Origin of the sequence: Salinirubrum litoreum, from assembly GCF_020567425.1 — an archaeon.
In the GTDB taxonomy this organism is placed as follows: Archaea; Halobacteriota; Halobacteria; order Halobacteriales; family Haloferacaceae; genus Salinirubrum; species Salinirubrum litoreum.
Window position 1 is genome coordinate 844,464 of record NZ_JAJCVJ010000001.1, and the last position, 13,510, is coordinate 857,973.

Below are 13,510 nucleotides of genomic sequence, written 5' to 3' on the forward strand. Positions count from 1 at the left end.
ACGACGACAAGAGGGTTACAGTCGCGGCGGTCGCGGAACACTCTTTCAGTCACACCCGGTCGCGGAACACTCTTTCAGTCACACCCGGTTGCGGAACACTCTTGCCGGCGGCAGGTGGTGGGTGGTGTATGGTCCTCGACGTACTCCTCGACGTGGTCGCCGACGCCCTCCGAAGCTACGCGCCGGTCGTCGCCCTCGTCGTCCCGGCGTACCTCGGCGCGCGGATCGCACGGGGTCGCCCGCTGACACGCCGGGAGACGCTCGGCTACCTGTTCGACGTGACGGTCTACTCGGGCGTCCTCGGTGGGAGTTTCGGACTCGTCGGTCTCCTGCTGGCGGACGCGATAGCTCTCGACCGACAGACCGCACTGGTCGTCGCCGGTGTCGTCGGTCTCGTCCTGTACGCGCTGGTCTGCTGGGCGGCCTACGTCGATACGTTTCGGGATTCGCCACCGGCGTTTCTCGGTCGACTGGTCGGGTTCCGGTCCGGATGAGGACGCCGGCGGGGTCGCAGCATCGGCTGCTCCGCTACCGGTCACCCAGTACGTCAGTCAGGCGTCGCGGTCGGTCCACAGTCGCGCGAGTACACTCCCGGTCCCGAGCAGGATCAACAGGAGTTGCGTTCCCGAGGCGGCCACCGGGAAGATACGCTCGACGTTCTCGGGCTCTCTGCCGGGTGAGGGGTCGACCCCGGTGCTGTAGTGGATCGTCTCGGTCGTCTGTGGCGGCTGTTCGGGCTGGAGTTCGACGAACGTCTGGACGACGCCGCGCTGGTCCGACAGGAGGAGTTCGCCGTTCACCGTGTAGAACGCGTCGTGGAGCGGATAGAAGGCGTTCACGCCGTTCGTGAACAGGTCCGGGGCGATGCCGCCGGCGAGCAAACCGGCCACCGCGACCCACGCGACACGGGGAGCCGACTCACCCCAGCGCGCCCGAAGTCGAGAGGTGGCCGCGAGTCGCGTGTCCCACAGCAGGACCGCCGCGAGGAGGGCGGGCAACAGCAGGGTGTGGAGCAGCGATCGATGTGCGCCGGGCAGGACGAGACCCGCGAAGGTGTCCAGATCCGGGACGACAGCCGCGAGTAGCACGACGCCGATGGCACGCGGGCTGAAGTCGTCCGCGAGGAGCGCACAGCCCACCAACCCCGCGACCGCGACGTGGACGACGGTCGATGGCACACCCGAGCTTTCGGTGGGGTGGACAAAAACGTGTCTGCGGTGGGTGTCGTAGCCACCACGCACGAACTTGGCGAGGATCCCGAGCCGAAACCGCAAAGAGACCTCCGCCCCTGTCGAACTGCGTGGACGCGCTCGAACTCAGCACCGTCGTCTACTGCCCGCCGAGCGAGGTGTACGACTTCCTCCGGGAGTTCACCGCCTACGAACAGTACTCCGACTACGTGAAGCGCGTCCGACGCTCGGGGGACGGCGACGTCGGGAGTCGCTACGAGATCACGGTCCAGTGGTGGCGGCTCTCCTACACCGTCACGCCGCGCGTCACCGCTCTCGACCCGCCGAAACGGATCGACTGGCGCGTCGTGGACCGCGTGCAGGCCGAGGGCTACTGGGCCGTCGAACCCCTCCCCGACGAGGCGGTGCCAGCCGACCGCGAGCACGCGACGCGAGCACGCCTCCGCATCGAGTTCGTCCAGTCGAGCCTCTCGAACGGGGTCAGCGGCCTCCCGCCGCTGGTCCCCTTCGACCGTATTCTCAAGCGCGTGACGCCGGTCGCCAAACGCGAGATCGACGCCGTGTTCCGCCGGGCGGTCGCCGATCTGGAGGGCGAAGAGCGCGAGGTCGAGGTCGAGTATCACCGGAAACCGGACGTGCTGGCGTGACGCGCCTTCGGACGCCACGACCCGGCGAGAGTGCCGCCCCTCTGTCGGCCAAATCGGCACCGACCGCCACACCTAATTAGTCGCCGACCAGCGAAGTTCGTATGCACGGTCGGGCCACAGCACCGGGCGCGGGCACCGTTCTCAACGCGCTAGCGACCGGGTTCGGCTCGGCCTTCGCCATCGACGCCGAGACGACCGCGACCGTCGACCTCGCGGCCGACGCGGCGACGATCGCCGGCGACATCGCGGGTGCACCCGAGGCCGACACCCGACTGATCGAGCGGTGTGTCGAACTCGTCGTCGAGCGGTTCGGCGACGACGAGGGCGGGACGGTCCGGACCGACAGCGAGGTGCCGATGGCCGCCGGCCTCAAGAGTTCCAGCGCGGCCGCGAACGCGACCGTCCTCGCGACACTCGACGCCCTCGACGCTGCCGAGGAGATCGACCGCGTCGCGGCGACACGGCTCGGTGTGCAGGCGGCCCGCGACGTGGGCGTGACGGTGACCGGCGCGTTCGACGACGCCTCGGCGAGTATGCTCGGCGGCGTGACGGTGACGGACAACGCGGAAGACGAACTGCTCGCCCACGAGTCGGTCGACTGGGACGTGCTGGTCTGGACGCCGCCGGAGCAGGCGTTCAGCGCCGACGCCGACGTCGAGGCGTGCCAGTCGGTCGCCCCGATGGCCGAACTCGTGGCGGAACTCGCACTCGACGGGCGCTACGGCGAGGCGATGACGGTCAACGGCCTGGCGTTCTCGGCGGTCCTCGACTTTCCGACCGACCCGGCGGTCGAGGCGATGCCAGACGCGGCCGGCGTCTCGCTGTCCGGGACGGGACCGAGCGTCGTCGCGGTCGGCGAGCGAGCGGAACTGGAGGCGGTCGCAGAGCGGTGGCGGACACGGGAGGGTACTACATGGTTCACGACGACACGACAGACCGGCGCGGAGATTCGATGACGGAACGGGACGAGACGACCACCACGGAGCGGTTCACGACCGACGGCGGGGAGGAGTTCGACCCGGCGGAGGCGTCGCTGGACGAACTCCGCCACGAGATCGAGGACATCGACCGGGAGATCGTGGAACTCATCGCCCGGCGCACCTACGTCGCCGACACCGTCGCGCAGGTGAAGGCCGACCGGAACCTGCCGACGACGGACGAGTCACAGGAGGAGCGCGTGATGGAACGGGCCGCCACGAACGCGAAACGGTTCGAGGTCGACGCGAACCTCGTGAAGGCCATCTTCCGGCTCCTGATCGAACTGAACAAGGCGGAGCAGCGGGAGAGCAGGTAGCCGAACCCGGGGTTCTCAGAGCTGTTGTCGACGGTCGGGTAGTCGATTCTTCGTCCGGCAGTTGTTCTTACGGATCTCGATCGGTGAACGTAGACGTAGTCCACGTGGCAGCGGTAGCCTGACCGATACACAGGGTGACTGATCGTAGACGGATCGTCGAATCTCACCGAAAGGCTCCGATACGGTCACGATGACTCAGAGAGCGCGGATACCACAACAGTACAGTTATACAACGATCGATCTTTATGTTTTTCATGCCCACTCCGCTGGAGGACATCCGCTTTCTGGCGGACTCGGAGAACCGATTCACTGCGCTCGAAGCCCTCGCGGCACGCCCCCGGACGAGGTCGGAATTGCGGAGCGCGACGGAGGCCTCAAAAGCCACGATCAGCCGCCTCCTCGGTGATTTCGAGAGGCGTGGCTGGGTAGGCAGGGACGGGAAGCGATACGCGTTGACTCCGCTCGGGGAACACGTGGCGAACACGTTCATCGAACTCTACGGCCACATGAAGACCGCCAGCGATCTGCGTGAACTACTCCCGTGGTTTCCGCTGGGGGAACTGGACGTCGAGTTCGATCTCGAGGTCTTGACAAGTGCGAGGATCACTGCGGCGACCCCCGACAACCCGCTGGCACCGGTGGCCCGCGTGCTGGAGATCGAACGCGAGTCGACCCGAACACAGACACTGGCGGACAGGCTCCCCGAACCGTGTATCAAAGCGAGACACGAGGCAGTCGTCGCCGGCACGCAGACGTCCGAACTGGTGACGACCCCAGCCGTCATCGAGTCGGTGAGGGCGTCTCCGTACGCCGACAAGTTCGAGGACATCGTCGCCGGCTCCACAGTGTACATCGCCGACAGTGACGTCCCGCCGGGTGGCATCCACGACGGGACGGCCTATCTCATCGTCGCCGACGACCGAGACGTGAATGTGGGCGTGATCGAGTCCGACGATCCGGCCCTCGTAGATCGGCTCGCGGAAACGTTCGACCGGTACAGAGAAGCGTCGATCCGACTCACCGCATCGGCGTTAGAGAACGAGCGAGAACCCGCCGGTTCCGAGACCTAGCAGCGGCAGCCCCGAGACCGCGGAGTCGTGCCGAGAGTCCCGACTCCCCGGCGGACAGCAGTCTTGGACCCCCGGTTGTCCACGGAGGACCTGCGAACCGGTCCATCCCTTCTCCACGTCGAGGTACCGACGCTGGGGTGGACGTGTTGCACGGTGTGAAACGGTTACATCAGATGCCTATACCGTTGTCACGAGCGAAGTCGATCTGCGGGAACAGAATCCAACCATCCGACAACACCGACTACGACACGTCATGGCACTCGACGAAGAACGACTGAACCAGCACGTACAGACAGCGATAACCGACTTCGGAGCCACGGCGCACGCACCGCTGGTCATCATCGGCGACAAACTCGGCCTGTACGAGACGCTCGCCGACGCGGGACCACTCACGTCGTCCGGACTGGCCGAAGAGACTGACACCGCGGAACGATACGTCCGCGAGTGGGTGCGCTCGCAGGCCGCCGGTGGGTACGTCACCTACGACCCGGAGACTGACCGCTACAGCCTCACCCCCGAGCAGGCCGCTCTGCTGGCCGACGAGAACAGTCCCGCGTTCATGGTGGGCAACTTTCGGGTCGCCCTATCGGCGGCCAAAATCGAATCACAACTCGCCGAGGCTTTCCGCACGGGAGCGGGTGTGGGCTGGCACGAGCACGACGCGGACCTGTTCCACGCCATCGAGTACTCCTGGCGAGCACAGTACGCGGCGCACCTCGTAGACAACTGGATTCCCGCGCTTGATGGCGTGGATACGACGCTCGAAACCGGCGGGCGCGTCGCCGACGTTGGGTGTGGTCACGGCGCGTCGACCGTCTTGATGGCCGAGGCGTATCCTGACTCGACGTTCGTCGGTATCGATCCTCACGAACCGTCGATCGCGGCGGCACAGGAACGAGCCGAGGAAGCCGGGGTCGCCGACCGCGTGAGTTTCGAGGTGGCGACTGCCAAGTCGTACGACGGTGCGAGTTACGATTTCGTGGCTACCTTCGACGCCTTCCACGACATGGGTGATCCCGTGGGCGCGGCGGCGCACGTCCACGACACGCTCACAAGCGACGGTACGTGGATGATCGTCGAGCTGTTCGCCAACGACAGTGTGGAGGACAACCTCAATCCGATGGGCCGGGCGGCCTACTCCATCTCGACGCTGATCTGCACGCCGGGCGCACTCGATCAAGAAGCCGAGCGAGTACTGGGCGCACAGGCCGGCGAGGCGGGGATCCGGGAAGCCGTCACGGACGGCGGCTTTACCCGGTTCCGCCGGGCGGCCGAGACGCCACTAAATCTCGTGTTCGAGGTCAAACCGTAGACCGTGACGAACGGACGACTGTGGACCGGTGCGGGCAGGACGAACCAGCCGTTCGCTGCGAAGCTCTCGATCTCCGAGACACGAATCGAACCGAAGTCGAAGTCGAACCCGAACCACACGGACAGAATCGGTCTCGAAAGCCACCGATGCTTCTCCGACTCGAACAGGACGTGCCGGTTGTGGGGGCGGGCGGGGGTCATGACGGGAGAAGCCGTCCTCCGTACGACCCCACCGGATCACCGAGAGAAGGGGCCACGCCGTGGTCGTCGCAGCTAGCACGGCGAGGACCTTGGCAACTCGAGGTTCAGTCGAACAGTTCGAGACGGTCGCCCTCATCGAAAAAGACCGCTTCCCCTATTCTGCACGCTCGCTGGATCATATCGCGATCTGAAGATCTCGGGCGAGCCGTTCGTGACTGTGCGACTTCATCTCTCCGGGCGACGTAGATGTCGTATGCCGACCGTCCGCACGAACGACATCGAGACGTACTACGAACTCGCCGGCGACGGGCCCGTCGTCGTCTTCGTCCACGCTTCGATGCTCGACCACTCGGTGTGGGACGCCCAGGCCGCCGCGCTCCGGGCAGACCACACGACGCTCGTCTACGACCTCCGGGGCCACGGCCGGACCGGCGGGTCGCAGCGAGCGTCGTACACGATCGACCTGTTCGTCGACGACCTCGACGCGCTACTCGACGCGCTGTCGCTCGACTCCGTCGTCCTCTGTGGCCTCTCGATGGGCGGACTGATCGCCGAGTGCTACGCCACGCGGCATCCCGAGCGAGTCGTCGGTCTCGTCCTCGCCGAGACGTGGACGCCGCCGGTGCTCGGCGCAAGCGACTGGCTGGTCCGCCGGGTCGTCCTGCCGGCGACGGTACTCCCGGTCCGGCTGTTCGGCATCGAGCGGGTCGAGCGAGCGAACGTCTGGCTCACAGAACGGTTCGCCCGCGGGGCCGGGGGCGACTACGCGGCGATCCAGCGACTCCGGCGGGACGCACCGCCGATGGCGACCGCCGAGTTCACCAAGGTCGTGGGTGCGATGACGCGGTTCCACCGGACGACGGTCGATCTGAGTGCGCTGACGATGCCGACGCTCGTCCTCGTCGCGGCGAACGGGCTGCCGTTCGTCCGACGGCACGCCGCGCGGATCGCCGCGTCGGCCGACGAGCGTGCCGGCGTCAGCGTCGAGACGGTCCCGGACGCAGGCCACGCCGTGACCGTCGACGCGCCCGATGTCGTCACCGACGCGATCCGTGGACTGCTCACTCGGATCGAGAGCGTGCCGGGTCCCGGAGACACGACGCGAACCGGCTAGTCGCCCGTCGGCTGCCCGCGGTTCGCGGCACTGGCGTCGTGGCTCGCGTCGAGCGGGTCCTCCAGTTCGCCCATCACCGTCTCCAGTGCGTCGGTCGCGGTGACGAGGCCGAGGACCTCGCCGTCTTCGAGGACCAGCGCGAGCTCCTGTCGCTCCGCCTGGAACCGGTCGACCGTGTCGCTGACGGTAGTGTCCGCCGAGACGGTCATCGGTGGGGCGGCGATCTCCGCGAATGTCACGTCGCCCGCTTTCAGCTCCTCGATGCGGTCGAGAATCGACGGGACGTAGACGACCCCGACGAACTCGTCTGCCGACTCGCCGACCAGCGGGTAGCGCGTGTGTGGCGTCTCGGAGACGCGACGGAGGTTCTCCTCGACGGAGACCTCCGTCGAGAGGTACACGACGTCCGACTCGTCGACCATCACCTCGCGGACCTCCGTCGTCCCGGCTTCGAGTGCGCTGACGACTTCGTCGTGGCGCTCGCCGGAGAGTTCACCCTGTTCCAGCAGGGAACTGAGCCGAGTGCGGAGCTGTGCTCGGCTCTCGATTGCGTCCTCCTCGGCTTCGAGCCACGCACCGGTCATCTCGATGCCGAACAGTTTGAGCGTGTACTTCGCCACGTAGTCGCCGAGCGTGATGATCGGCGAGATGATCACGTAGAAGTAGTAGAGCGGCGCGGCCCCGTACCGGCAGACCATCCGTGAGCGCTCGACGCCGAGGTACGTCGGGGCCTGCTCGCCGTGGGTGAGGTGGACGAGGTTGATGATCCCGTAGGCGATGATCGCACCGGCACCGATCGTCGCCAGCGCAGACCCGGCGAACAGCGGCTCGAACAGCGCGGCCAGCGCCGGTTCCGCGACGATACCGACCGCGATACTGGACGCGGTGATGCCGACCTGGCAGGTCGTCAGGTACAGTTCGAGGTCCTGTGTCATCTCCCAGGCGCGTTCGAGTCGGCCGTCGCCGTCCACGAACTCCGATTCGGTGAACTGGCGAGCGCGCGTCAGCGCGAACTCGATGGCCACGAAGAAGCCGTTCGTGAGGATCAGGAGGACGCCAGCCACGAGTCGGAGGCTGATTTCCAGTGGAGTCATCGGGGTGACACCTGGTTGACGACCGAGACAGGAGAATCCATCGACTCGTCTGAGAGTACACGTACGGTCTCGTCGTCCCGACAGCGAATCGGTCTTCGAGTGACGAACTGACGACACAGCGGAGAGCGAGCACCGGGGCGGGCGATGACGGTGCCGGTGACGAAGACGCGGGCGAGTGAGCGACAGAGAGCGGAGACGGACGAGACCGCGAGTACAGAGAGTGGAGGAGCACGAGACCGACACGACCGGGGCGGCGTCGCTCAGTACGTCCACAGTCGCCGGACACGATCGGCGAACCCCGGGTGCTCCTCGCGGAGCGTCTCCGGGTCTCGCTCGCCGTCGACGTTGATCACCTGCACCTCGCCGCGTCGCTCGCTGTAGACGTCCTGAAAGTCGTAGACGACGCCGTAAATCGTCACGGAGTCGGGAACCTCGTCGCTGTCACAGAGGAACGCGACCTGTCGGTCGACGTTGTACTCGACGAGGTAGTTGACTGCCTCGGCGTCCGAGAGGTCGTCCGGGAGTGCCTCGACGCCGGGACCGACGTGTGGGGCGAGCAGGTCCAGACAGCGTCGAATCCCTGCGGGTTCGTCGATGCCGTCGGTCAGATCGGCGTAGGTCGCCGTCACCGCGCCACACCCGGTATGGCCGACGACGACGACCGTCTCGGTGCCGGTGTGTTCGACGGGGTAGAGCACGTCCCCCGAGACGACCTGCTCGCCGCCGACTTCCTGGACGACCCGGTTGCCGATGTTGCCGCAGGTGAAGAGGTGGCCGGGGTCGTCGTTGCCCCACATCCGGTCTTGGAGCACGCGGGAGTCGGCACAGCAGACGGTGACGGCGTCGGGAAACTGCGCGTCCTGGAGGTCGTCGAACTTCGACCGAAACTCGTCGGCGTGGGCGTCGTTGCCGGCGAGCAGTCGCGTGAACGTCTCGTGCATCTACCGGTGCCTCTCGGGCGAGCTTCAAATCTCCTTCTTCATCGGCCGATCTACCGCACCGTGAACCCGGCCGACGACCCGCCGGCGTCCGCCTCCGGGCCACAACGTGTTTCCCCGCCGAGTGCGTCGGTCGGGAGCGTGACAGACCCCGAATCCATCCTCGCCGAGTCGCCGGTGACCTTTCAGTCGGCAGTCGCCTACGCGCTCCACCCCGAGATGCGTCGGCTCCTGATCGTCTACGTCGCCGGGGCGCTGATCCTCCCCTTCGGCCTGAACCTCCTGCTCGGCGGGCCCTTCCAGCCCGTCCTCGTCCGGACGATCGAACTCCTCCTGGGTATCGTCGTCTCGGCGACCGGCGCGGCGCTGTTCTTCGGCGGCCTAGTCGGCGCGGCGTTCAAACTCGTGACCGACGCGAACCTGCTGGCGAACGCGGAGTAGTCCCGCCGGTCGCTCGATAGCTCTCGACTCTATTCCACTCCCGTCTCCGACGTCTCGGCAGACTCACCGCACAACTGCGACGACCAACAGCGCGAGCAGGCCGCAGGCGACGACGCCGAGCAGGAGGGCGACACCGACCGGACCGCCGACCGAGATGGCGGCACCGCCGAGGACGACCGTCAACAGGAGGGCGAACAGCAACGCGAGCCGAATCCGGAGGTAGCTGCCGACGACCGGCGAATCGAGGAGGTGCTGGAGGGGACCGGACATGGTGACGTGGGTGCGTGAGACGCCGAGTCGAGATCAGTCCGCGCCGTAGGTCTCGGCGAGTGCGTCCAGCGCCTCGTGGTGTTCGGTCGTGTGCGGGGCGGTCAGCGGCGAGACGGAGACGTGCCCCTCGACGACGGCGCGGCGGTCGGTGCCCTCGGGGTCCGGGATGTCGCCGGTGCGCATGCGTTCCCAGACGCGGTCGTGAAGCTGAATCCTGCCCTCGTCGTGGTCGGCGGTCATGTCGTACAGCGTCGAGGGTTCGGTGACGACCATCTCGGCCGGGTCGCCGGCGGTCGGCATCGGCGCGTTGACGTTCAGGTACTCGGCCTGCTCGAAGACACCCGCACCGAGGGCGTGTCTCGTCAGGTAGGTCGTCGCCCGCGCCGCGTTGTCGTAGTCCGCAGGGTCGGTGGCTTTCTCGTGCCACGGCGTGTCGTCCCCGGGGCCGCCGGCCGGGACGTACAGCGAGACGGCGATGGCCGGGACGTCGAAGAACGCGGCCTCGACTGCCGCCGAGACGGTGCCGGAGCGCCCGAGGACGTACGCCCCGAGGTTCGCCCCCTTGTTACAGCCGGCGACCACGAGGTCGACGTTCGGGCAGAGGGATTCGAGACCCGCGACGGTGCAGTCTGCGGGGGTACCCTCGATGGCGTAGCCGAGGTCGTGTTCGACGACCGAGACCTCGTGGGACATGGCGCGCCCGACCGCACTCTGGTCGTCGGCCGGGGCGACTGCCGTCACGTCGGCGAATTCGCTCAGGGCGTCGTACAGCGCCCGGAAGCCGGTGCTGTCGATGCCGTCGTCGTTCGTCAGGAGAATCGCGGGCGACTCGCTCATAGCTGGTGGTGTGGCGGCGAGCGCAAAAGTACACCGGAGCGGGACGGTGCTGTCGCGGTCGGTGTCGTCGCGGTTTGGTCGCTGTCCCGGTCGCTGTCGTCGCTGGGCGGTCACTGTTCCGGTCGCTGCTCTCGCTGGGGGGTCGGTGTCCTCGCAAGGTCGTTCGGAGACGCCAGTCACCGGGACCGAACCCCGAGGAACTACGCCAGCGTCACGTCCGGCATCGTCAGGAACGCGGTCTCGTACCCCTCGTGGCGCGCCGCGACCGGGGGCGTCTCGACCGTCAGCGTCACCTCGTCGCCGGCCTGCAACTCGTCGACCGGCGCGCCGTAGTGGAAGCCGGCCTCGGGGTCGAGTGCGGATCGGAGTCGACCGGCGAACACCTCCTCGCCGTCGCGGGTGACGGTCGCTCGCAGCCCCATCCCCGGCAGGACGAACCCGTGGTAGGGCGTCCCGGCCGTCACCGCGAGGTACGGCCCGCCGAACCGGTCGGCGTCGATCCGACTCGCCCGGAACCGGGCGTCGCCGCTGGTTCCCGACCCGAGCGACTCGCCCGGCAGGTCGGCCGTCCGGCCGAGTGGCATCGTCCCCATGCCCATGTCCATGTTCATCTCCATCGCCGGGGCCGCGCCGCGCTGTCCCTGCGTGTCCGGGTAGAGTTCGTAGGGGATGTCGTTGCGCTCTGCCTCGCTGTACTCGAACTCGATCTCGGCGGTCGATGGCTCGCCGAAGCGGTCCGCGAACGCGCCGTAGCGGTCGGCCGAGACCCCGCCGACCTGCACCTGCGCGGTGTAGGTGCCGTCGCCGTCGAGCGGGAAGTTCCCGCCGTAGTGGACGCCCATGCGCTGGGATAGCATCGAGTAGACGACCTCCTGTTCGAGGAAGCCGTCGGCGTTCGTCACCTCGACCGAGACGCCGGTCGTCGGGATCACCATCCCCGTCTCGGCGTCCCAGACCGACGCCATCAGGTGGATCGCGTCGTCCGGTCCCACGTCGATCCGGCGCGTGCCGAAGCCGCCTTCCTCCTGCTCGACGACCCAGAACCGGTGGGGGTAGGAGTAGGTGAGCGCCACCCGGAGGTCGCCAGCCATCGCCATCCCGAGCATCGTCATTCCTTCGTGGTGGGTCGGGATGTACGTCGCCGCCGGACGGTCCTCGACCAGCGGTGGCTCCCGGCCGCCGGTCGTCGTCTGGAACAGCGAGCTACAGCCGGCGAGGCCGGCGGTCGCCCCGACGCCCAGTGTTCCGAGGAATCGCCGTCGTCTCATACTCGACGAGTGGGTCCTCGGACAATTACGGGTTCTGGTTCGGGCGTCGAAGCCCGCGGTCTCGGGTGTTCACGGGGTCCGGCCTCACTCCTCGGCGAGCAGGTCGTCGACGAGACGGGTGAACCGGTCCACGAACCGCCCGGGGAGCGAGGGCGACACGGAGGCGACCAGGTCGGCGGTTCGCTCGGGGCGTGTCAGCGTGAGCGTCACCCGGCCGCGCTCGTCGTAGGTCTTCGTCACCACGTCGGCCTCGGTGAGGTTGTCGAGGTGCCACTCCAGCGTGCTCCGGGCGATGCCGACCGCGTCCGCCACGCTCGCCGGCGGTGCCGACCCGCCGGCGTCCAGCAGACACGCGACCACGTCACGGGGTGTCTCCCGGCGGACCAGCGCGAGCACGCGGCGCTCCCACGGGTCGAATTCCGGCGGGTAGTAGTGCGTCCGGCCGTACAGTTCGTCGGCGATCAGGCGCTCGTCGCTCAGCAGGCGTTTCAGGTGGTGTTGCACCTGCCCCGGCGCGAGGTCGAGTCGCCGGACGAGGTCGTTGAAGTGGACGCCCGGACGCGCCCGGACGCAGTCCGCGATCCGGGTTCTGGTGTCCGTCATCGGTCGTCCCCCTCGCCGGCGGACCGCGCGCGAACCGACTGCTCGACCCGGCGGGCGTAGTACACCGCCGCGAGGATCAGTCCCGCCATCACGGCGTCCAGCGCGTGTTCGAGCGTGTGGTGCGACTCGAACGGGACGATACCGACCATCGTCGAGACGGCGACGCCGGTCCGGAGCGCGAGCGTCGAGAGCGCCGCCGCGATCAGGAGATACGAGACGGACCGGCGTCTGATCGCGGCGGTGATCCCGAGCAGTGCGAGTACGGCGGTTCCGACGCCGGCAGTGACGAGGACGCCCGCGAGAACGGGATCGACCCCCGACAGCACGTGGAGCGGGAGGGCGTGAGTGGACAGCCGCGACGTAGACGTGAGCATCGTCGTCCCTCAGGCGGAGCGGACGCGCCGGAGGTCGTCGAGTACGTCCTGGCGACCGACGCTCAGCCCTTCACCCTGCTCGAGGCGCGCACGGTAGCCACGTTCGACGTAGCCGTCGCCGTTCACCAGGAGGATCAGTCCGAGGTGCGTGAACATGTACGGGCCGTCCTCCTGTGGGTCCTTCTCGAAGAAGACGCCGAACTGCTCCTGGATGACCTCCTTGGCGCGCTCCTCGGTCTCGGGTCGCAGGAAGTGCCAGTTGCCGGCGTCCATGTCGACGTTCATCCGGTCGGCGTAGCTCCGGAGCGTCTCGGCGTCGTCGCGTGCCGGATCGAAGGTAGCCGGGTAGAAGTCGACCTCGTCGGCGTACCCCTCGGTCACGCTGTGGATCTGCAGTTCGCGCACGAGACCGACGATGGCCGGGCAGACGGTCATGCAGTTCGAGAAGAAGAACGTCGTGACGTGCGGTCGGTCCACGTCGCGCAGGGCGACAGACTCTCCGGAAAGCGGGTTCGGGAGGCTCACGTCGGGCACCTGCTGGCCCCACGCAGGGTACGGCAGGTCCTCGCTGGTCACGTCCGAGTCGCGGTCCGGCGCGCCGAGGACGACGTTCGGGTTGTCGTCGCCGAATCCCCCGAGACAGCCGGCGAGTGACGCGGTGCCAGCGAGTCCGGCCGCCCGAAGATAGCTTCGCCTGTTCATCACCGAGAGGTTACGGCCCGACGCCTAAGTGCCGATTGGTTCGAGCGTCTAACCGCCCAGCGATCGACCGCGATCACGATCTCGGCCGCGACCGCAACCGCGACCGCGATCACGGTCTCGACCGCGACCTGCGGTGGGCGGTGAACCCCTCCTCGC

Annotated in this window: 17 protein-coding genes; 8 read left to right on the plus strand and 9 right to left on the minus strand. The window is 67.7% G+C overall.

Features of this window, described 5'->3' with window-relative positions; translation table 11 throughout:
* Positions 1-128: 128 nt before the first annotated feature.
* Positions 129-494, plus strand: coding sequence for a hypothetical protein (locus tag LI337_RS04120; protein WP_227228452.1), 366 nt, complete (start codon positions 129-131; stop codon positions 492-494).
* Between the two features lie 57 nt (positions 495-551).
* Here the strand turns inward: LI337_RS04120 and LI337_RS04125 are convergent, their stop codons facing one another.
* Positions 552-1,178, minus strand: a complete 627-nt coding sequence (locus tag LI337_RS04125; protein ID WP_227228453.1) for a metal-dependent hydrolase — start codon at positions 1,176-1,178, stop codon at positions 552-554.
* 122 nt (positions 1,179-1,300) lie between these two features.
* Here LI337_RS04125 and LI337_RS04130 point away from each other — a divergent pair, with 122 nt between their 5' ends.
* The 6 genes from LI337_RS04130 to LI337_RS04155 all read left to right on the plus strand — a co-directional run bounded on the left by LI337_RS04130 (position 1,301) and on the right by LI337_RS04155 (position 6,827).
* Entirely contained in the window at positions 1,301-1,837 is a 537-nt protein-coding gene (locus LI337_RS04130) for an SRPBCC family protein (protein WP_227228454.1), read from the plus strand.
* A gap of 101 nt (positions 1,838-1,938) precedes the next feature.
* A complete protein-coding gene (locus LI337_RS04135; protein ID WP_227228455.1) occupies positions 1,939-2,793 on the plus strand; it encodes a shikimate kinase in 855 nt (284 codons plus the stop codon).
* A complete protein-coding gene (locus tag LI337_RS04140; RefSeq protein WP_303645196.1) occupies positions 2,790-3,131 on the plus strand; it encodes a chorismate mutase in 342 nt (113 codons plus the stop codon). The genes LI337_RS04135 and LI337_RS04140 overlap by 4 nt, the downstream gene beginning before the upstream one ends.
* 254 nt (positions 3,132-3,385) lie before the next feature.
* Entirely contained in the window at positions 3,386-4,201 is an 816-nt protein-coding gene (locus tag LI337_RS04145) for a helix-turn-helix transcriptional regulator (RefSeq protein ID WP_227228456.1), read from the plus strand.
* A 253-nt stretch (positions 4,202-4,454) separates the two neighbouring features.
* Positions 4,455-5,513, plus strand: a complete 1,059-nt coding sequence (locus tag LI337_RS04150) for a class I SAM-dependent methyltransferase (protein ID WP_227228457.1) — start codon at positions 4,455-4,457, stop codon at positions 5,511-5,513.
* Positions 5,514-5,966: 453 nt separating this feature from the next.
* On the plus strand, positions 5,967-6,827 hold the full coding sequence (locus LI337_RS04155) for an alpha/beta fold hydrolase (RefSeq protein ID WP_227228458.1): 861 nt from the start codon (positions 5,967-5,969) through the stop codon (positions 6,825-6,827).
* Here LI337_RS04155 and LI337_RS04160 read toward each other — a convergent pair.
* Positions 6,824-7,921: a CNNM domain-containing protein gene (locus LI337_RS04160; protein ID WP_227228459.1), complete on the minus strand. Its 1,098-nt coding sequence runs from the start codon at positions 7,919-7,921 to the stop codon at positions 6,824-6,826. The two genes, LI337_RS04155 and LI337_RS04160, sit on opposite strands and share 4 nt — an antisense overlap.
* 260 nt (positions 7,922-8,181) lie before the next feature.
* Complete coding sequence (locus LI337_RS04165; RefSeq protein WP_227228460.1) at positions 8,182-8,862, minus strand: carbonic anhydrase; 681 nt, start codon at positions 8,860-8,862, stop codon at positions 8,182-8,184.
* Positions 8,863-9,000: 138 nt separating this feature from the next.
* Between LI337_RS04165 and LI337_RS04170 the strand changes: the two genes are divergently transcribed.
* Entirely contained in the window at positions 9,001-9,300 is a 300-nt protein-coding gene (locus LI337_RS04170) for a hypothetical protein (protein ID WP_227228461.1), read from the plus strand.
* A gap of 63 nt (positions 9,301-9,363) precedes the next feature.
* Here the strand turns inward: LI337_RS04170 and LI337_RS04175 are convergent, their stop codons facing one another.
* The 6 genes from LI337_RS04175 to LI337_RS04200 form a co-directional block, all read right to left on the minus strand.
* Positions 9,364-9,570 (minus strand): hypothetical protein, encoded by a 207-nt coding sequence (locus LI337_RS04175; RefSeq protein ID WP_227228462.1) that lies wholly within the window; start codon positions 9,568-9,570, stop codon positions 9,364-9,366.
* A gap of 33 nt (positions 9,571-9,603) precedes the next feature.
* Positions 9,604-10,407, minus strand: coding sequence for a 5'/3'-nucleotidase SurE (gene surE, locus LI337_RS04180; protein WP_227228463.1), 804 nt, complete (start codon positions 10,405-10,407; stop codon positions 9,604-9,606).
* Positions 10,408-10,607: 200 nt separating this feature from the next.
* Positions 10,608-11,675 (minus strand): iron transporter, encoded by a 1,068-nt coding sequence (locus LI337_RS04185; protein ID WP_227228464.1) that lies wholly within the window; start codon positions 11,673-11,675, stop codon positions 10,608-10,610.
* An 84-nt stretch (positions 11,676-11,759) separates the two neighbouring features.
* Complete coding sequence (locus LI337_RS04190) at positions 11,760-12,278, minus strand: winged helix-turn-helix transcriptional regulator (protein ID WP_227228465.1); 519 nt, start codon at positions 12,276-12,278, stop codon at positions 11,760-11,762.
* Complete coding sequence (locus LI337_RS04195; RefSeq protein ID WP_227228466.1) at positions 12,275-12,652, minus strand: DUF7471 family protein; 378 nt, start codon at positions 12,650-12,652, stop codon at positions 12,275-12,277. The genes LI337_RS04190 and LI337_RS04195 overlap by 4 nt, the downstream gene beginning before the upstream one ends.
* A gap of 9 nt (positions 12,653-12,661) precedes the next feature.
* Positions 12,662-13,354 carry an SCO family protein gene (locus LI337_RS04200; protein ID WP_227228467.1) on the minus strand — a complete coding sequence of 231 codons (693 nt, stop codon included), beginning with the start codon at positions 13,352-13,354 and terminating at the stop codon, positions 12,662-12,664.
* Between the last annotated feature and the right edge of the window lie 156 nt (positions 13,355-13,510).